At 39.3% G+C, this 18531-nt stretch carries 18 protein-coding genes and 2 pseudogenes; 11 read left to right on the top strand and 9 right to left on the bottom strand.

Annotation, left to right across the window (positions count from 1 at the left end; genetic code table 11):
* Window positions 1-4: 4 nt before the first annotated feature.
* The 9 genes and pseudogenes from NNJ85_RS08930 to NNJ85_RS08890 all read left to right on the top strand — a co-directional run bounded on the left by NNJ85_RS08930 (window position 5) and on the right by NNJ85_RS08890 (window position 12192).
* The gene (locus NNJ85_RS08930; protein WP_254475213.1) at window positions 5-4618 is read left to right on the top strand and encodes a hypothetical protein; all 4614 of its coding nucleotides are present in this window, start codon (window positions 5-7) and stop codon (window positions 4616-4618) included.
* Window positions 4619-4627: 9 nt separating this feature from the next.
* Window positions 4628-4957, top strand: a complete 330-nt coding sequence (locus NNJ85_RS08925) for a hypothetical protein (RefSeq protein WP_254475211.1) — start codon at window positions 4628-4630, stop codon at window positions 4955-4957.
* A gap of 64 nt (window positions 4958-5021) precedes the next feature.
* The gene (locus NNJ85_RS08920; protein ID WP_254475209.1) at window positions 5022-5684 is read left to right on the top strand and encodes a lysozyme; all 663 of its coding nucleotides are present in this window, start codon (window positions 5022-5024) and stop codon (window positions 5682-5684) included.
* A gap of 31 nt (window positions 5685-5715) precedes the next feature.
* Complete coding sequence (locus NNJ85_RS08915; protein WP_254473145.1) at window positions 5716-5943, top strand: hypothetical protein; 228 nt, start codon at window positions 5716-5718, stop codon at window positions 5941-5943.
* 412 nt (window positions 5944-6355) lie between these two features.
* Entirely contained in the window at window positions 6356-7543 is a 1188-nt protein-coding gene (locus NNJ85_RS08910) for an alpha/beta hydrolase (RefSeq protein ID WP_254475354.1), read from the top strand.
* Between the two features lie 133 nt (window positions 7544-7676).
* Window positions 7677-8171, top strand: a complete 495-nt coding sequence (locus NNJ85_RS08905) for a hypothetical protein (RefSeq protein WP_254475352.1) — start codon at window positions 7677-7679, stop codon at window positions 8169-8171.
* Between the two features lie 1833 nt (window positions 8172-10004).
* Window positions 10005-10536 (top strand): annotated as a pseudogene (locus tag NNJ85_RS08900) (YqaJ viral recombinase family protein).
* A 70-nt stretch (window positions 10537-10606) separates the two neighbouring features.
* Window positions 10607-10772 (top strand): annotated as a pseudogene (locus NNJ85_RS08895) (DNA-binding protein).
* A 262-nt stretch (window positions 10773-11034) separates the two neighbouring features.
* Entirely contained in the window at window positions 11035-12192 is a 1158-nt protein-coding gene (locus NNJ85_RS08890) for a site-specific integrase (protein WP_254475350.1), read from the top strand.
* 45 nt (window positions 12193-12237) lie between these two features.
* On the opposite strand, the gene NNJ85_RS08885 is transcribed toward NNJ85_RS08890, so the two are convergent.
* The 6 genes from NNJ85_RS08885 to NNJ85_RS08860 form a co-directional block, all read right to left on the bottom strand.
* Window positions 12238-12582: a hypothetical protein gene (locus NNJ85_RS08885; RefSeq protein ID WP_254475348.1), complete on the bottom strand. Its 345-nt coding sequence runs from the start codon at window positions 12580-12582 to the stop codon at window positions 12238-12240.
* Between the two features lie 478 nt (window positions 12583-13060).
* On the bottom strand, window positions 13061-14305 hold the full coding sequence (locus tag NNJ85_RS08880) for a hypothetical protein (protein WP_254475346.1): 1245 nt from the start codon (window positions 14303-14305) through the stop codon (window positions 13061-13063).
* A gap of 267 nt (window positions 14306-14572) precedes the next feature.
* Window positions 14573-14785, bottom strand: coding sequence for a hypothetical protein (locus NNJ85_RS08875; protein WP_254475344.1), 213 nt, complete (start codon window positions 14783-14785; stop codon window positions 14573-14575).
* Window positions 14778-14981: a hypothetical protein gene (locus NNJ85_RS08870; protein WP_246744087.1), complete on the bottom strand. Its 204-nt coding sequence runs from the start codon at window positions 14979-14981 to the stop codon at window positions 14778-14780. Before NNJ85_RS08870 ends, NNJ85_RS08875 begins: the two co-directional genes overlap by 8 nt.
* Window positions 14914-15141, bottom strand: coding sequence for a hypothetical protein (locus NNJ85_RS08865; RefSeq protein ID WP_254475342.1), 228 nt, complete (start codon window positions 15139-15141; stop codon window positions 14914-14916). The genes NNJ85_RS08870 and NNJ85_RS08865 overlap by 68 nt, the downstream gene beginning before the upstream one ends.
* The gene (locus NNJ85_RS08860) at window positions 15138-15800 is read right to left on the bottom strand and encodes a lysozyme (RefSeq protein ID WP_254475340.1); all 663 of its coding nucleotides are present in this window, start codon (window positions 15798-15800) and stop codon (window positions 15138-15140) included. Before NNJ85_RS08860 ends, NNJ85_RS08865 begins: the two co-directional genes overlap by 4 nt.
* A gap of 106 nt (window positions 15801-15906) precedes the next feature.
* Between NNJ85_RS08860 and NNJ85_RS08855 the strand changes: the two genes are divergently transcribed.
* Together NNJ85_RS08855 and NNJ85_RS08850 are read left to right on the top strand one after the other, a co-directional pair.
* Window positions 15907-16230 (top strand): type II toxin-antitoxin system RelE/ParE family toxin, encoded by a 324-nt coding sequence (locus NNJ85_RS08855; RefSeq protein WP_254475331.1) that lies wholly within the window; start codon window positions 15907-15909, stop codon window positions 16228-16230.
* 12 nt (window positions 16231-16242) lie between these two features.
* A complete protein-coding gene (locus NNJ85_RS08850) occupies window positions 16243-16554 on the top strand; it encodes a DNA-binding protein (protein ID WP_254475330.1) in 312 nt (103 codons plus the stop codon).
* 72 nt (window positions 16555-16626) lie between these two features.
* Here NNJ85_RS08850 and NNJ85_RS08845 read toward each other — a convergent pair whose 3' ends face one another.
* Genes NNJ85_RS08845 through NNJ85_RS08835 form a run of 3 tightly spaced genes read right to left on the bottom strand, consistent with a single transcriptional unit; the run spans window position 16627 to window position 18526 of the window.
* Window positions 16627-17928 (bottom strand): phage late control D family protein, encoded by a 1302-nt coding sequence (locus NNJ85_RS08845; protein ID WP_254475328.1) that lies wholly within the window; start codon window positions 17926-17928, stop codon window positions 16627-16629.
* Entirely contained in the window at window positions 17925-18149 is a 225-nt protein-coding gene (locus NNJ85_RS08840) for a tail protein X (protein WP_254475326.1), read from the bottom strand. Before NNJ85_RS08840 ends, NNJ85_RS08845 begins: the two co-directional genes overlap by 4 nt.
* On the bottom strand, window positions 18146-18526 hold the full coding sequence (locus NNJ85_RS08835) for a phage tail protein (RefSeq protein ID WP_254475324.1): 381 nt from the start codon (window positions 18524-18526) through the stop codon (window positions 18146-18148). The genes NNJ85_RS08840 and NNJ85_RS08835 overlap by 4 nt, the downstream gene beginning before the upstream one ends.
* Between the last annotated feature and the right edge of the window lie 5 nt (window positions 18527-18531).

The raw sequence follows: 18531 nt of genomic DNA, 5'->3' as shown, positions 1-18531 counted from the left end.
GCAGATGAAGATCCCCGATCATAGTCATGAGTATCTGATACCGGTAGCGACTGAAGAGGAAATTAGAGAAGGGCTTTCGCAAGATAGTGTAGTTGTTCCGAAGATTTTAGGGACAGCTTCTTTGTATTCGTATGAGACCTTTGCACCGTTAGAACAGGTTGTGAATGCAAGGCAAGAGGCAGAAAAAGCGATGGCGCGTGCAAATGGTGCGCAACAGGTTGCAGAAGAAGCTAAGAGGGGCTCAGATCAAGCGCTCACAGAGGTAACAAAAACGGTTCAAACGGTTAATGTAGCGCTTACAACCTCCAGTGAAGCGAAGGAAGCGATTACAGCAGCAACAGCAATCGCCAATGAAGCAAAAGAGACAGCGGATAGCGCCAAGGGCTTAGCCGAAGAAGCCCAAAATGCCTCTGATGCTGCAAAGCACATAGCAGAAGAGACCAAAGCAGCGGTTGATAGAGCTTCAGGGGAAATCAGTGGTACGAAAGGTTCACTGGCTACGGCATTGGAAAGTTTTGCAGAGGTTAAGCAGGTAAGTGAGAATGCCGTTAATGTCTCGACAGAAGCTAAGAGGTTAGCCGATGCATCAAAAACGATTTCTGAACGTGCAGAGCAAACAGCGCGAGAAGCTTCCCAAACAGCGACAGAGACGTCCCAAGTAGCCGCAACCGCGGTAGCAACGTGTCATGAAGTCAAGACGGTAGCGACCCAAGCCAGTCTTAAGGCAGATGGAGCCAAACAGACAGCCGATGATGCCAAGGATATTGCAGAAGCGGCAAAAGGTTTATCGGAACGGGCGACAGCTTCTGTTACAGAACTGACAAAAACAGCAGAGCAAATCCAAACGCGTTCTAATGAAGTGTTGAGGAATGCAAAAGAAGCCAAGAATAAAGCAGAAAGTTTAGAGACTATTGCTAATGCAGCAAAACAAACGAGTGATGATGCAGCACAAACAGCGACAGCAGCAAAGAGTCTATCAGAAGAAGCAAAACGAGAAGCCGGTGTTGCAAAGACCACAGCTTTAGACGCTAAAAGCGCGGCAGATAGTGCACAAACGAAAGCAGAGCAGGCACAACAAGAAGCGTTCGAAGCGTCTCGCGTAGCCAAAGAGGCCAAGGCAGTTGCAGAGGCGTCAGTGCGTTCAGGTAGTGAAACAGCCCGTGGAGGAGAAGAGATCAAGAGCTTAGCAGAAGATGCGAAAGCTAAAGCGGAAACAGCAGAAAGATTAGCGCAAGAAGCGAACAGTGCCTGTGATGAAGTGAAGCAAACAGCCGATGGTGCGAAGGTAACGTCAGAAACAGCAGTAAATATGGCGACAGATGCGAAGACGTCAGCGTTAGAAGCCAAGCAAACAAGTGAAACAGCGACAACTACAGCAAGCTCTGCTCAATCAACAGCCAATACGGCATTAACAGAATCAAGAGAAGCCAAGAGCACAGCAGAAGAAGCAAAGAAACTTTCAGAACAGTCAAAGGAAGCTTGTGATGAAGTCAAATCATCCGTTGAAGCTGTTAAGGCTGTAGCAGAATTGGCAAAATCTGGTGGAGAACAAGCATCCCAAACAGCGTCCGAAGCGAAAAGATTAGCGGAATCCGCGAAAAGTGTAGCAGATAGTGCAAACACGAAAGCCGAGCAGGCACAACAGGCAGCAACAACGGCATCTCAAATAGCTTCTGAGGCTAAGACAGTTGCAGAGCAAGCATTACAAGCCGATAGACAAGCGGTTCGTGAAGGGAGTGAAGCATCCAAAAGTTTAGCAGAAGCCGTTCAGAAGAAAGCTGAGGCAGCAGAGAGAGTTGCACAAGAAAGTAAGAGTGTTTGTGAAGAAGCCAAACAGCTAGCAACAGAAGCTAAAAATGCCTCTACAAGTGCGCTTAGAGAATCGAGTGATGCGAAGGAGAAAGCTTCTACAGCGCTTACATCAGTCAATGATGTCAAGGGGATTTCTGAAGAAGTTAAAGGTTTAGCAGAAAAAGCAACGACATCATCTGCAGAAGCGCAAAAAACCGCCGATGAAGCATTAAGAGAAGCAAATGCAGCGAAAACAACGGCGGATACGGCATCTAGCACAGCTCATGATGCCAAGGGGATTGCTGAGGAAACTAAACAAACGCTTGGAGATGTTAAAAGCGTTGCAGACACGGCATTATCGACAGCCACTACAGCCAAGCAGAAAGGTGATGAGATAAGCCAGCAAACTTCAGAAGTCTTAACGAAGTCTGGTGAAGCAAAGGCTAAAGCGGAAGAGGCACAACGGTTGGCATCAAGCTCACAAGAGGCAGCAGAAACAGCAAAGGCTAAAGCCGAAAGCGTAGAGGCAGTTGCGAATGAAGCTTCACAGACAGCAATATCTGCGAAGAGCCTATCAGAGGAAGCAAAAGAAGAAGCAAGCAATGCCACAACGATAGCCTTGGAAGCGAAAAGTTCTGCGGATAGTGCGTCGGCGAAATCAGAGCAAGCCCAGCAGAGTGCAACCGAAGCCACGCGAATAGCCAAAGAAGCAGCAGAAGCGGCAGCGCGTTCAGGAGAGGCGGCAGGGCAGGCTGATGTAGAGGCGGTGAAGGGCATAGCGGAAGAGGCGAAGAGCAAAGCGGAAGCAGTAGAGAAGGTAGCAGAAGAAACGAAAGGAGCCTTGGATAGTCTAAAACAAATAGCTAATAGTGCGAAGTCAACAGCGGAAGAAGCGAAGAAGGTTGCGGAAGGAGCACAAACTAAAGCAGGAAAAGTAGAGACAGTAGCGGGTGAAGCCGAAAAGATAGCGAAAGAAGCCAAACAGACAGCCGGTTATGCCAACCATGAGGCAGAACAAGCGCGCAGAGAGGTAGAAAAGGCAAAAAGTACAGCTCATGAAGGGTGGAGTAATGCCAATAAAGCGAAGGCAGCAGCAGATGAGGCTAAGACCATAGCAAGTTTAGCACGGACATATGCAGACGAAGCCAAGAAGATAGCGGAAAATTCAGGCAACACAGCTCATCAAGGGTGGAGTACAGCTCACAAAGCGAAGGAAGTAGCCGATGACGCTAAGACCATAGCAAGTTTAGCGCGTACGTACGCAGATGAAGCCAAGAAAAAAGCCGAAACAGCAGATTCACAATCCTATCAAGCCAAGGGCGAAGCCGAAAAAGCTAAGGAAATAGCTAATAGTGCAAAATATACAGCCGAACAAGCACAGAAAGCGGCAGAAGCAGCTGATAAAAAGGCATCGTCTTTAGCAACATCTTTAGAAGGAAAAGTAGAAGAGGCACAAAAAACAGCGAAGGCAGCCAAGGAAAAAGCAGGCTATGCCGAAAATGATGCGAGGCAAGCTCGTAGTGAGGCAGAATCCGCAAAAAATATAGCTTATAACGCTAGTAGTACAGCTTATAATGCGAAGGAAGCGGCAGATAATGCTAAAACTACAGCAAGTTTAGCGCGGACGTACTCAGACGAAGCCAAGAAAAAAGCGGAAGCAGCAGATTCAAAAGCTTATCAAGCCAAGGGCGAAGCCACTAAAGCTAAAGAAACAGCTGATAGAGCGAAAAGGACAGCCGAAGAAGCCAAAGGAGTTGCGGAGCAAGCAAAGAAAACTGCTGATACGACGAAACAAGAGCTTGGAGGTCTCAAAAGTTCTTTAGCAACAGCAACGGCAGCTCAAACAACAGCAACAGCAGCAAAAGCGCTAGCAGAAAAGATAAATACTTTACTGAAACAGTCTAATTTAACGGTTTTGTCAAATTCTACCCCGTTTCTTGTAGCTACAGGCAAAGCGCAATTAACGGTAAAAAAAGGAACGACCCTAACCTTGGGAGTAGGCAATGATATTTTGGTTGTAGGTTATGCAGCCGATGCAAGAATAGGCATGCCGTCTCTTTCGGCAGGCAAGGATTATTATGTTTATTTGGTTTCTGATGGAGGACAGTCTCATAAATTTGTTGTATCGGAAAACTCTACGTATCCAAGGAATTACACCGTCAATAATTCGCGCAAGATAGGAGGGTTTCATACGCTTTGTGTGGATGTTGGTACGATTTCTGGTCATCTCTTATCGGGTTATCGTGCAGGGGATATATTACCCCACTCTGTTTGGTGTCTCAATCATCGCCCGCATAGTTCACCAGAAGGAATGGTTTACGACTTCTCTACAGATCTTTGGGTTGATATTTATCTTCAGTCAGGTACGGGAGAAAATACACGCTCCGCGTATAATGTTCCAATTACAACGGGGTGTACTTATACAGATCATGTAACAGATATGATGCTTGTAAATAAGTCATTATTAAGTGATGAAGAATTTGCTTCTGCTATGCATGGGAGTAATGATAAGACGAGTATTGTAGGAAAGAAGGCACCTTCTCCTAAGATTTCAGGTGGTCACGTTGATACGGCAAAACGTCGCATGATCTCTCATATAGGGTGTGAAGATGGTTGCGGTTATATTTGGCAGTTTTTATCCGGAACATTTCCTATGCAAATAACGAATAGGGGGCAGTCTAGGCTAGAAATGAGGTGGTTATCAGGAGGCGGAAGTTGGAGTCATGGTGCAGAGAGTGGACATTTTGCACGTGCTAACGTCTCTTCTGCTAGAGACAATCACCAATTAGGGGCGCGTGGTTGTAGCCGTCCTCGTCATTTTGTTTAGGAGGGGTAGATGATAGATTATCCAGAACACTTAAATACGAAGCAAGATTATCTAAATATGCTCGAATTTGATAGGGAAGAAACGGTAAAAAGGCTAGAGCAGCTTTTATCAACGCGTTTTTATTGGGTCTTTATCAAAGAGCTCAGTGAAGGAGAAGAGGGGGTAGAAGATGACACGCATAAGGTTGCTCTCATAACCGAAATGCCGTCTGATCTCAATGGAGATTTTGTCAAAAAGCGTTGTCAGTATGAATTACAGGAAAGCGAATATGCACCGCTTTTTCAACTTGGCTTTCGTGTTGAAGAAGTCGAGCAGTTGATCAAAGAGCATAGCCAATAGAAGATCATAAAAGAAGATTTTAATCCAGCCTCACAGATGTGGGGCTTTTTTTATGGAGGGTCAGATGAGAAAGATATCAAAGGAAGGATTAGAGCTTATCAAACAGTGGGAAGGGTTACGTTTAGAGGCTTATAGAGATGTAGCATGTATCTGGACGATAGGGTATGGTCACACCAGCAATGCCGGTCAACCGCTTGTTAAAAAAGGCATGCGTATCACACAAGAGCAAGCAGAAGAAATTCTTTGTGAAGACTTAAAGCAATTTGAGAAGACGGTTGAGGAATCGGTGACGGTTTCATTAACGGATTGCCAATTCGCGGCATTGGTATCGTTTTGTTATAACGTAGGAACGAAAGCCTTTAGCAAGTCAACGTTGTTGAAGAAGCTTAATCAAGGGGATTATGAAGCTGTTCCTAGTGAATTACAGAAATGGAATAAGATAGGGGGTAAGCCTTTTGTGGGATTATCCAACCGTCGAGCAGCCGAAGCCGGTTTGTGGGCGAAAGGGTCTTACATTGCTTCGAACTATCACAGGGTAGAAACGAAGGAGAGAACAGGTCTTTTCAAGATAGAGGCGCTAGCCCCGATTATAGGGTCTTGTTCAGGATTTGGAGGCTTTTTTGTTGGTAATGGACCAATTCAGTGGGCGTTAGCAGGGATTATGGTTTTAGCGGCGTGTACAGGACTGGTGATTGTTGCCAAGCGGTTTAAGGAACAGCGTTTGTGATTTGGGGGCGCAAAATAGGGAGCACGCTTATGTGGTTGGTCAAATGAGTAGAAAGCGTAAACCGGAACAAGATCTCACGGAGACAGAACAACAGCTGCTTCATGAGATGATAGAGACGTATCAAGGCTTAAAGATGATGTCACGCATTATGAAGTGGTTAGCCTTCATTGTCTTTATGTTTGTCATCGATTTATCCCGTTTCATAGATGCGCTAGATAATCACTTCTCACACTTTAAAAAATGGATAACTAAGAGTTAGAGATTTACAAAATCTTTTCTTTAAAATCGCAAAAAAAATCACCTCGAAAAGAAGTTTTGATTCGCAATTGAAATATATAAATAATGATGTTATTTGATAGCGTCACTTGTTCTATATATCAGGTGGTTTAAAAGGTGGTTTTATTATTTGGTATTTTTATTAACTTATTGAAAAATATTAAGTAATTGTTATTAAATGGTACCTCTCCGCACCATTGATAATTAATTTCTCTGTAACGGGAAGAAGTTATGTAGAGAAAGGTGGTCTATGCAAATTATAGAAAAATCTTTCCCATTATAGAAAAATATTTCTTTGTGTGTTATTTTGACGTTTTCTTTATAATTGTTTATTTTTTATTCCTTTGTCTGTGCATTTAAAACGTTATATTTTTTGTAGGTGGGGTGGAGTTGCGGTGAAAAGTAGAGTGATTCTAAGATATTTAACACTTCTTATTTGTATTTCTTTATTATCAGCATGTAGTGATTCGCGTGCTGTCCTTTGGCATGGGGTGCATGCAACGCCTTCTATGACTGCAGTAGAAAGAGAAGTTGAGGGAAAACCAATTTTTCCAAAAGCTATTGTTTCAGTGTATGTTGCAACAAGCCGTATGATGCAAAATAATTATGCTCAACCTTATGGCTCAGAGCGATCAAATAAAGTACATTATAATCGCGTTGATGTAGGAATTCCTCAGCAACATGTAAAGGGGGGTGTTGAAATAAACGCCTATAAACCTACGCATGATAAGTATTTTGCAGCAGTCTCATTGCAAAAATATGATAATAAAGAACAGTTTAAACAACAATTAAATGCTGCTTTAGCAAAAAAGCCAAAAGGAAAAAGAGAAATTTTTCTTTTTATCCATGGATATAATAATAATTTTGCAGATGGTACATTTCGTACGGCACAGTTTACACACGATTATTCTTTAAATGTTGTCGCTGTGCATTATTCTTGGCCTTCTGCTGGATCAGTTCCTCTTTACATTTATGACCGTGACAGCGCTAATTTTGCCCGTGATGGATTAATAGAGCTCTTGACACTTATTAGTGAAACCAATGCTGATCAGATTTCGGTTATTGCACATTCTATGGGCAATTTTGTTATAATGGAGGCATTTAGAACTTTAGCTCTACAGGGAAAATATAAGCCTATTCGTCGTATTACAAGTTTATTAATGGCAGCACCAGATATTGATATTGATGTATTTGAGCGCCAACTTAATGATATAAAAAAACTTCCACAGCCAACGGCAATTTTAGTATCTAGAGCAGATAAAGCTCTCGCGGTTTCAGGACGTCTTACGGGGGGACATCATCGTGTGGGTGATGGTTCAGACATTGAGATGTTGCGTAAAAATGGAATAGCTGTTCTTGATTTCTCTCATGTGGATGGGGGAGCACACAATGTCTTTGCCTCTTCACCAACATTAATGGCTCTTTCTCGAGAGGGTTCTTTGGCTTCAACAATTATGCAAGGTACGGAATTGTCGCCTAGCCAAGCTCTTCTTGCAGATGGTAGTAGTGTGTTAGAAAAAACAACACATCTTATCCTTTATACACCTTTACGTTTTCTCTCTCCACGGATTCCAGGTCGATAGTAAAAAAAGAGGAGCAAGGACTACGAATAATGTATTGGAGAAATATTTTTTAGCACTTTCTTTAGAATGGCTTTGTAAAATAAAAATAAATAGCGGGATGAGGTGTGAAAAACTGTTATTAGGTGGGTTTGTGATGATTACATGGAAAAGCTATGCCAATACACCTACAGTTGTTGATTATTTATCTCATTCCGCAATTAAGTTATTAGAAATTCATGCTATGCTTGTGAAGGTGAGAAAAGGTGATATGGGGGAAAAACCAAATTTATTGCGTCAAATTGATTCTACAAAAAAACAATTAGATGAAATAAGCCATGCTCTTATTTTAGAATATCGTAAACGCCAAGAAAATGAGCGTTTTTTAAAACAAATTTTACTCTCTATTTCCGATCAACTTTTTTCACTTAATAATGGTTTTAAGGAAACTGGGCGTCTTTTCTTTCAAGAAGTTAGAATACTTCAATCTCAAATGCAATGTTTATACGAAGGGAAGGAAAAGCTGCATTTGTTGAATAGTGAAGAAGCTCTTTGTTCTCCATCAAAAATTGATGAAGTCATTAAACAATTACAAAAAGCGCGAGAAAAGCTTATTGTTGAAAGCCCACATCTTTTTGAAAAAGAATGTTAAAGTGAAAAAAAGATTTTCTAAAACAAGCAAATTGATAAAAACATTTTTCCTTTAATCGTAAACAGTGCATTTAAATTACAGTTATTTTTTTCTTCTTTTCGTTTTGTACAATATCAGCTCATAGAGCATTTCAAGTGCTATACCAAAGAGAAAAAATATATTAACTATGCTGTATGCGAAAGAATATGTGATGATTTTAAAGAAGTGAGAGTCCGCAGAGGTACGCGTTAGTTTACAACATTTGGCTCTTCTTAATCCAGTTTCTAAAAAATTCAAAATGATTGACTAGGCGGCTTATCATGATAAAAACTACAATCGCCATGCTTATTTCATAGGTAAACACCGTTTCATCAATATAGTATAAGTCATTGATAAAGAAGAAAAATTGCCAATAGTTACTTTCAAATCTTCGCTCTCGACACTTTTTTCTTCACTGTTTATCGTGATATTTTTTTACTTTTATTTCAATATATCACTCTCAAAGGGGCAGAAGAGTTTTATACAGTTTCTCTTGTTGAAGTGGGTGAAGGCAAACAGATTTGTGCAGATATTCTGGAGTGGATTCATAGCCAAAATGTAAATAAAAACATCTATAATTATGCTTCTTTGTTTATACAGATAGTGAAAATTTAACTTTATAACGCACTATCTTGTTGCTCTTACTAATTTGGAATATTGAAAAGCTTCAATTTTACAAGGAGAACTTTAAGAAAAACTGCCTAAGTTTTATGGAAGGAATATACACAACTAACGCTTTTACTTTCGCTTGGCATTATCGAACAGTTTTTTCTAAAACGTCCCAATTTTTTCCATTCTTCCTCCAACGATATTTCTCATTTCTAAAACAGTACCTATTGATGTGACAGGAGAGAACGGATAAAATGGATTATAATGTTGACTATGGAGGCGTGTAACAGCACTTTTTAAAACTCTAAGCTTGTTGATTAATTAACAAGATCTGTAGGATGATCATATGGCAAGCTATCATGTGACTGATCGTGAAGATAAGTTCCTTTATAATGGTGAAATTGCTAAATTTTGTCTGTAATATGATAACTACTTTTTAATGAGTATCGATATTTTTCTACTGCTTGTAAAATGATCGATTTTACGTATTTTGAATATTTATCAGATTAAGAGCTTAATTTTGAGGCAAAGGGTTTAGAAATATTAGATGCCGTATATGTGATATCAATGATAGTTATATCTCTCTTAACTGTAGCGTTTTGTTTACCTGCTGCTTTTTGATTTTTATTAATAGTTTATGGATCATATGCAATTACACATTTTTGAAAAAAATCTAGCGTGAGGAGTGTCCCAGCTAAATATTAAGCTCATGACAGATTGCTGTTGACCAAAAAAAGATCTTTTCAAGTTTCTTTCTTATACACAATTGATCAATTATACGTAAGAGTCTTTGCACAATTGATATATTTATACGTATACCTTTTGCATTATTTTCAATAAAAGGAACTTGTATTAAAAAACTCTTAATGACAAATCTTTTTTGACAACTTTCTGTTGTATTATTTCCTCAAATTTTTAAAGGAATAGGTACTATATCCATATCTTCACACTAAGATTGTAGGCTTTGGTTGCATTTATGATAAAATTTTCTTCTTTATCAGCAGTAGAGAATAGATCTTCAAAATCAGGAAATTGCACACTAAAACATAATCTTCATCTTTATGGACAAGAGCAAAGAGACGCACCTATACAAGATGCCAAATATGTTCATATCCAATATTAACCAAATAACAAGCGGCGGTGTGAGATGGAACAAAGAATACAGAATGCTTTCAAGCCCATTTAGACAAATTCACTGCATCAAGCATTTTACAACGTAATTAGTAAAACAGAAAAGCGAATGCTTACAAATATGAGGAATACCCAATTAAGCTTATAACAGAGCGTTTAGCAAAAAAAACAAGCCTCTCTTATACAACGTCCACTATGCAATGGGATTAAACATGAAGAGAATGCACTAAAGAATATGCGTTCATTTATGATACAGAGATTACTCGATGTGATTTCATCCAACATTCCGTAATCAAAATGGTTGGTGTTAGTCTTGATGGGTTTGTTGCTGAGGACAGTCAACCATCTACGCTTCTTTATAGATGGCAATATCAAGCCTAAATATATCGCACAAATGCAATTCCAAATGGCATGATGCACTGGACGTAAATTGTGTCATTTCATGAGCTATAATCCAAACTTTGTAGGCAAATCATCTTACTTACGCATGAAAATCATATGCGTCGAGCGTTATGAGAAACAAATTGCACAGCTCAATCAAGCTGTTGAAAACTTTTTAGAGAAAATAGAGCAACGCATGAAGAAGATCTCGATACAAGCTTCTTAACCCTATGGGGATATTCCTCCTCAAATACCCCCACTCATTTACATAACATAAAAAATAGAAAGGTAATGAGATGATATTTGATGATGGCGTTTTGAGTGTACTGACAATAACGATCGTAATTAGGTGCTTCAAGGGGTATTTCCAGAGCCATATAAGCTAGGGAGAGCAGTAAGGTGGAGAAAAAAGATTAGGCATTTACTCTAGGGAAAAATACGACGCAAATAACAACAAATTAAGTAAAATTGCATAAACCGTAAGAGGAGATCTAAAAAAAGAGCATTAAAGAAAAAAATCTATATAATTTCTCAGTGCACTAAAAATGGTGCCCCGGAGATGCAAGTTGGGATTTAGCAACAAGATTCAAAGTATATAAATATGTGCAAGAGCGTATTGATGTGTATAGTCTTTTATGTTCCAATAAAAAAATTAAGAATTAAAGAAAAAATCTCAAATCAAAAGTTTAAGGTGGTCTAAAAGGTGGACGAGAAGGTAAATTAAGTGAGGGCGATACATAGATTATCAGCTGCATTCGTAAAGGCATCTCCTCAAGGGAAATATTGTGATGGGGCAGGGCTGTGGCTGAATGTTCGAAAAGACAATACACATTCTTGGTTTTTTCGCTATACACATCACAATAAGCGCCGTGAAATGGGGCTTGGTTCTGTCACAAGACTTTCTTTAAAAGAAGCACGAGAACTTGCAAGATATTATAGCGATATTCTTAAAGAAGGCAATGATCCTATTGTCTTTCGAGAACAAACTGTCTTAAAACAGCAAAGCAATATGTTTAAAGAAATTGCACAAGCAGCTTTTGAAAGTAAAAAAGCAGAGTTAAAAAATGAAGGCAAAAATGGGCGTTGGTTTTCTCCACTGGAATTACATGTTATTCCACAGATAGGGAGTTTGCCTATAGAACAATTAACTGCCAATATTATTCGCAATGTTTTGGCACCTCTTTGGCATGAAAAAGCAGATACGGCACGAAAAGCACTTAATCGTATTAACATTTGCTTGAAATATGCTGCAGCTCTTGGTTTGAATGTTGATCTACAGGCTTGTATGAAAGCGCGTGCTCTTTTAGGAAAACCTCGTGCTACACCAACAAACATTCCTGCTATGCCATGGCAAGAAATTCCAGCTTTTTATCAGAGTTTGGATGATAAGATTCTTTCAAATTTAGTACTGAAGCTTCTGATTTTGACTGGAGTACGGTCATATCCATTGCGATATTTACGTCTTGAACAAATAAATAAGGATATATGGACAATACCGAAAGAAAATATGAAAGGTATTGTAGGAAAGGTTTCCGATTTTCGCGTGCCATTAAGTCATGAAGCTTTGAAAGTGATTGAAAAATCTCTCCCTTTTGAGAAAAAAGGTTTTTTATTTGCTGGGAGTTCTGGAAAGCCTATATCTGATGTAACACTATCTAAATTCATGAAAGACAAAGGTTTTGATTATAGACCCCATGGTTTCAGATCTAGTCTTCGTGACTGGATAGCAGAGACAACGTCAACACCATTTGAGATTGCAGAAACTGTTCTTGCGCATTCCGTTGGGAGTTCGGTGACAAAAGCTTATATGCGGACAGATTTTTTAGAACAACGACATGCCCTCATGGAACAGTGGGCGGCATTTATAACAGAAGCGATTTGATAAAATATTCAAAGCCATTAGAGTAAAAATATAATTGCTGTTATTCTATCCTAATGGTAACCCTAAAGCTTCAAAGAAGCGTTGATGTCTTTTTTCGGCGTCAGCTATGAGCTTATCAAATGAAATCACCTCTATATAGGATTTAAAGCCTTTGTGATATCCAAAATATCCCATATAATCGCCTGATTGTGTTAAATCCCAACGTATGCAACAATCTCTTATGCGAGGAGTTAAATCACAGATAATATAACAATAACCGGGAACTTCTCCCTCCAAATTTATTGGACGCCCTTTGGGGGTACGTACTTTACCTTCACGAATTTTTTTTAGATAAGTAATGACCTGATCAATAGGATCTTTTTCGGTACCAGATTTTGCATCATCTCTCATAGGCGCTTAATTTCCACTATAGTAAGAGATGCCAACGTAGGAGACTTTGAATCCTCTTTGCTATCTGATACGAATAAAGGATTCCAATAGATAGAATTATCACACAATTCTAAACTACATATATCAGGTCTTTCCATTTCTACAGATCCTGTAATAGGCATTTTTTTAAATGAGAGATCAGAAGCTAAATAATTATGGAATACTAATTTTTCGTCTATTAACCACAAGTTACAATTATTCATAGCTACGGAATTAGAATCACACTTCGTGGGTACTATGAGTTGATGAATAACGTCTTCTTTAACATATTTTTTATCACCTTCAGAAAGGGAGTTTAAAGATTCCTTCAGAAGTTCTATGATCGTTTTTCTGTGGAATAAGTAATTTGCCAAATCGGACTTTTTAAGATCACCTACAGCATTTACATATTTACTAATTCTTGTAGTATAACTGTCTGAATTTTCTCCTTGTTGAACTGCTAAAACTTATGACCTTCTTTTAAAATTTCATTTTCTATTCTAGCGAAACGTTCATGCAAATATAGCTCTAATTCTGAATCCTTTATTGTAGGAGAAATCATATAGTCATTGTCTGTTAAATAGTTTAAGAGTGGACGATAGCGTGGTACTTTATGTGTGAACTGTTCAACTATCTCCTTACTGTTTTGAATGTTTTGCTGTAACTCTACAGCTAAATATTCTTGAATTTTTTCATATATAGCTTGCCGTATTATCGGAAATGATATTTTTATTCTTTCAAATAAATTTTCTTGTTTATCTTCAACCTTTTCTTCAATATCAAAACCTATTCTTTCAGAACGTACTCTCTTATCCAAAAAAGGAGAGTTTATGTAGCAAGAGTAGATGAATTCACCCTTATCATCTTGTAGTTTTGATTGCATACCAGGAATTTTCTTAGATAATTTTTCTTTTGTAATAACCCTATTGCCTGCACAAAAATATAAAGCCTGATTTTCTAAAGGTAAGAATCTAAATTTAATATGCATAATAGAAAAAATATCATTTCCAATTTGGATTTCTTCATTAAAAACGGCTCCATGCATGCATTGTTCATATAGACCATTCAACAATATCTTTTCCGAGTCATCTTCAATAGTTATGGAGGGACAACCACCAGTTCTTGCAAAATACCAGAGACAATGTTCTAAAAGTGCTTTTGCAATAGATTGTAGCGTTTTAGGGATATGACCTTTATATTCTTTTTTCAGATCTTGTAATTCAACAACAGTTTCTCTTTTTGTACAATTATCTTGAAAATCCTCTAATGCTTTTATACCTGTAGCAGTATCAAATAAAAATGCGCGTCCCTTTAACCCTTCATCTGTTTTATAAATACTTTTGATTTTTATATTATCAAAAGCTTTAAGCCATAAAAGTCGTCCTATACCATGGCAACCTTTTTCTATCTTATAATCTGAGTCTAAAGTTTCAAATGATTGAAAATTATGATCATTAAAGCCTGTACCATTATCGGTTATTTTAAAACCTACAATTTCTGTTTTGTTTAGTTTTTCAGTGCCTTCAAGTGGTAGTAAAGCTTGCTCTGATCTTATGACTGAAATTGTAATGTAGCTTGAGGAAAAATCATTTCCTATTTCTTCAATGGAATGAATAGAATTTACAACTGCTTCAAAAAGAGGCAGTAGAGCATTATTTTCTGGTAAAGATGTATTTCTTACCCGTCCACTTAAATTTGTTTTCATTATCTACTCTGATTTATAAAAGACAAGAAATTGTATCATTTTACAAAGATTTGACTTCTTCTTCATCTTCAAAGGACTAAAATTTCGAAGCCGATTACACCTAGTATACGCTATTAGAATTTTTAAATCCATGAAACAAGCTAATTTAAAGATTAATTTTTCAAAAAACACTGTTTTAAATATGCAAAGACATTATCTCATGCCTCCATGAGACGTGCAAAATTAAAAATCTATTGGCTAAAAAATTTAGCACGTCTCAGAGCGTATTTAGAGTCGGATATTTGGTTTTTGTGTAAAAATATTTTCTATGGCATCTAGGATCCGTGAAAAATCAAGCGCTAATAAGAGTATAATGAGTACAATCCATTTCGTATAACGCGACATCACCTTTACACTTTTGTAGGTCATGATGATTTCTTGTAGGATTTCTTTTTCCGCTTCTGTAAGCTCTATATCATCTCTTGTTTTTCTTCTAGCCATGTTTCCATCCACACAAACGTTCACCTAGGGTGTTATGTTTTAAGATATCTCTTGCTAAGCTTGAACTGATGACGTTAACATCTCTTTTGTTTAAATAAATGGGTAACCAACCAACACAAGAGACATACTTATTTGCCCCGCAGCCAACGAGAGAGAGCAGTGCGCACATCAGAATCGCTTTTTTGATTAACTTCATTTTCCACCTCCAGACGTTTTGTTGCTGCCTTTAGCGTTTTTTCTGTTTGCTTTTGCTGTTCTGCTTTTTTGCCAAGGGTAAAAGCTTTAGCTAAAGCCATAAAAAAAGCGGCAAAAGCCGCACCTGTTAACAGCAGATTTTTTTTCATCCATAAGATCATAGGCGGTGCTCCTGAAAGCGTTTGGCAACAAAGAAAAGACCAACACCTGCAGCTAGAACCATGATGGTGGCAAGTGCCCATTGCACTGGACCATTGCCTGCTAACAAGCCGCCAAGACCTGAAAAAGAGCCAATGACTGGTGCCAATGCTTCTGCTTTAAAGAGCGTTGTTGAATCCTTTGTTTCTACCGTTTGGTAGTTAGAGGAAACATAAGCGCCTTTCGCCCATAATCCTGCTTCTGCGACACGCCGGTGTACGAGACCTTGCAAGCGTTTACCACCCGCTTTGGTCCATTTTTGTAATTCGGCCGGGACTGCTTCATATTCACCGTTATTAAGCTTTTTTAGCAGGGTGGAATTGCAAAAAGCTGTTGTTCCTACATTATAGCAAAAGGAAACCAATGCCGCGAATTGCCAAGAATTTAAAGAGACTGTAACGGCTTTTGCAACAGTGTTTTCAAATTGTCTTAAGTCTTTACAAAGAAGTTCTTCGGCTTGTTTTTCAGTAATTGTCATGCCCTTGTGAACAAAAGGTTTTCCTGCGGCGCTGGTATGTCCATAACCAATAGTCCACACACCGATGGCGTCTTTATAAGCATTGAGGCGCAAGCCTTCCCATTGTTTTATGAGTGCAAGCCCTTCTTGTGATATTTTTCGCATAAAGTTCTCCATTAAAAAAGCCCCACACAAGGTGAGGCTGAGTGAAAATCTAAAAATAAATTTCTTTCTATCTTGACAGATGTTCGTTTATAAACGAATATAGATTATGTTTGAAATACGTCACTACCTTACCTCTGATGGAAAAGACTTGATAAATGATTGGCTGCGAAAGCTGCGTGATGTGCAGGCTAAAGCTGCAATTATTCGCCGTCTTAATCGTTTAGAGCAAGGAAACTTTGGCGGTTTCAAACCGCTTCGTGATGGTGTCTATGAATTGCGTATGAATATTGGTCCTGGTTACCGCGTTTATTATGCCCAGTCTGGCAAGACCGTATTGTTGCTATTATGCGGTGGTAGCAAAAAAACACAAGACACCGATATCACTCGCGCATGTGCTTGCTGGCGTGATCGGCAAAACCGTGAAGATTAAAGGAGTGCAAGAATGAAAGACCGTAACCATGATGATGCGATGGCAGAAATATTTCATGATGACCCTGAGTTGGCAGCAGCTACCCTTGATGCTATCTTAGCAGATGGTGACCAGGGGGAATTGCTTATAACACTGCGTCAAATGGCAAAAGCTTATGGTGGTGTTCAAGCTGTCGCTAAAGCAGCCAACCTGAATCCAACACAACTTTACCGGACACTTTCAGAAAAAGGTAATCCAGAATTTCGTAGTTTAAATGTTTTGCTGCGTACTATGGGGCTTCGCCTGGCTGTCCGACCTCTTGAACAACCCGTTCCACACATTTGATATCAGTGTTGAGTGTATTAAACACTTTCCACTCCTAAACAACAGTGTTTTACAGCAAATCATGATAATCTGCTATATATCTTCTTTATCCATATGGATGACGCCGTCTCCTTCGTCACATGCATTGGGAGGGGCGTTTGGATCAAGGGTATCATCTTTGTCTGGTGTGGTATTGGCTACGTTTTTGGCAGCATCTTCTTGGGCTTTATCAAAAAGTTCGCAGTCTATTTTTGTTGTATAGCCCCCCGTCTTATCAAGCTTGTGTTTGACACTTTTGATGCGCCATTCTGCTGGAATATAGGGGCGGAAAGGGGGCTCTTGAATAAGTTTTGCTTCTGCTTGTACAAAGAGATCACCACTGATATCACATGAGAAAGAAGATTTTCCACGCGATGATTTGTTGCGATAAGTAGCAATGGCCGCAACCGCTTCTGATTGATTATGGTAGGTATATTTGAGTTCATGAAAAGGTTCTTTACCAACCTTGACTTCCTTTTTCTCACCGGTGCGGATATCATGATAGCTTGCAAGTACACCGCCCTTTTTCTCTTCTTCTTGCTCTTTTTTTTCAGAGGATTGTGTTTCTGCTTTAGGCAAATTGGGGGCGTCATTTTCATCCATATGGATCACATCTTCGCCTTCTTCAATTTCCTCTGGTTCTCGTGCATTAGCGGCGGCTTTTTGGTCATCTCCTGCATCTGTTGCTAAGCCATTGGCGGCACCTGCTTCATCGCGTGCACTGTATTTAAAATCCCAAGAGGTGCAGTGTTTTTCATGGATGACAACAACGGGGAGTGTTTCACCGGTAATGGCTTTGCCTTCACCCCGTTTGGCAAGCACCAATTTGCCATCAACAGGCTTTGCGACGGCATCATATTCTTCTGCAAGGCGTGTGGCAAAAGCCATATCGCTTTCTGCGGTTTGATCAATGTGACGTACGACAATTTTGGCAAGAGCAGGGTCAACTTTTGCTATATAGCCATTGCGCTGTGCTATCTCTTGAATGATACCCCCGAGGGTTTGTTGATGATAGGATTGGCTTTTGGGTGTTCTATAAGATGTGTTCATAGAGGCGGCACGCCCTGTAACATTTAAGGTTTGTGGTGGACTGCTTACAGAGATTTCATCAATCAGATAGGCGCCCATATCGCGGTTTTTACCCCCTTCATAGCCAAGGGTGACAGAAAGGATAGTTCCGATGAGAGGAATATCAAGAAAGCCGTTATCACACTCACGGGCGCGGTCATCAAGCTCTATGGTAATACGATCACTTTTGTCTTCTGCTTCATCGGTAATTTCAATCGATAAGACATAGTCCATAAGTATGCGTGTAATATCTTCTCCATTTGCCATCACTGTGCAAAAAGGTTTCATGATTGACTCCCCCAAATTCTAATGACCGGTGTGGCTTTGGGATAGGGGAGGGATGGCAAGAGGATTGTGATACCTGCTTTTAAGAGTGGTCCATAGTCTGCAAGACCAAAATTAGCTGCATAAACGCGTTCAACAGCAAGAGCTTGTTGACCCTTGGCATAATATCTCCAGCAAATAGCATCAACCATATCGCCTTCTTTTGTCACATAAAGATCATTCATAGTTCTTCACCATATTCTCTCAAATTGACGGTAAATTCTTGTTTTTTTGGGTTACCATTTTTGTGAAAAATACTCTGTTTTTCTTTGACAGAAAGGATGACAAACTTACCTAAAATCTTTCCCTGTCCTGTTACGAGGATATGAGGTCCCTCATGTGCCATTTGCCGCAAATATTCCAGTTGTCTATAACCGCCTTTAAAGTCTGGATAAACCACACCTGTTAGGGAAAATTCCGCATTGGCAACAGCTGGCAATTGAAGAGCAGCCTTGCGCCTCAATCGCCCTTGCTCGACCCATGGAATGTTATAGGTCATATCGAGGGCTTGATAAGCTGCTGTTTCAATGGAAAAGATAAAACGACCTAAAGCTAACATCATGATGA

The sequence above is a fragment of the Bartonella sp. B1098 genome (assembly GCF_944896145.1).
Taxonomy (GTDB): domain Bacteria; phylum Pseudomonadota; class Alphaproteobacteria; order Rhizobiales; family Rhizobiaceae; genus Bartonella.
This window is presented reverse-complemented; position numbering and strand designations above follow the sequence as displayed.

What these genes read in the sequence shown, in the direction of transcription:
- NNJ85_RS08930 (WP_254475213.1), top strand. Translation starts at nt 5, where the DNA reads ATGAAGATCCCCGATCATAGTCATGAGTATCTGATACCGGTAGCGACT.
- NNJ85_RS08870 (WP_246744087.1), bottom strand. Translation starts at nt 14,981, where the DNA reads ATGAAGTTAATCAAAAAAGCGATTCTGATGTGCGCACTGCTCTCTCTC.
- NNJ85_RS08880 (WP_254475346.1), bottom strand. Translation starts at nt 14,305, where the DNA reads ATGAAAACAAATTTAAGTGGACGGGTAAGAAATACATCTTTACCAGAA.
- NNJ85_RS08905 (WP_254475352.1), top strand. Translation starts at nt 7,677, where the DNA reads ATGATTACATGGAAAAGCTATGCCAATACACCTACAGTTGTTGATTAT.
- NNJ85_RS08855 (WP_254475331.1), top strand. Translation starts at nt 15,907, where the DNA reads ATGTTTGAAATACGTCACTACCTTACCTCTGATGGAAAAGACTTGATA.
- NNJ85_RS08925 (WP_254475211.1), top strand. Translation starts at nt 4,628, where the DNA reads ATGATAGATTATCCAGAACACTTAAATACGAAGCAAGATTATCTAAAT.
- NNJ85_RS08885 (WP_254475348.1), bottom strand. Translation starts at nt 12,582, where the DNA reads ATGAGAGATGATGCAAAATCTGGTACCGAAAAAGATCCTATTGATCAG.
- NNJ85_RS08865 (WP_254475342.1), bottom strand. Translation starts at nt 15,141, where the DNA reads ATGATCTTATGGATGAAAAAAAATCTGCTGTTAACAGGTGCGGCTTTT.
- NNJ85_RS08875 (WP_254475344.1), bottom strand. Translation starts at nt 14,785, where the DNA reads ATGGCTAGAAGAAAAACAAGAGATGATATAGAGCTTACAGAAGCGGAA.
- NNJ85_RS08835 (WP_254475324.1), bottom strand. Translation starts at nt 18,526, where the DNA reads ATGATGTTAGCTTTAGGTCGTTTTATCTTTTCCATTGAAACAGCAGCT.
- NNJ85_RS08850 (WP_254475330.1), top strand. Translation starts at nt 16,243, where the DNA reads ATGAAAGACCGTAACCATGATGATGCGATGGCAGAAATATTTCATGAT.
- NNJ85_RS08860 (WP_254475340.1), bottom strand. Translation starts at nt 15,800, where the DNA reads ATGCGAAAAATATCACAAGAAGGGCTTGCACTCATAAAACAATGGGAA.
- NNJ85_RS08840 (WP_254475326.1), bottom strand. Translation starts at nt 18,149, where the DNA reads ATGAATGATCTTTATGTGACAAAAGAAGGCGATATGGTTGATGCTATT.
- NNJ85_RS08920 (WP_254475209.1), top strand. Translation starts at nt 5,022, where the DNA reads ATGAGAAAGATATCAAAGGAAGGATTAGAGCTTATCAAACAGTGGGAA.
- NNJ85_RS08845 (WP_254475328.1), bottom strand. Translation starts at nt 17,928, where the DNA reads ATGAAACCTTTTTGCACAGTGATGGCAAATGGAGAAGATATTACACGC.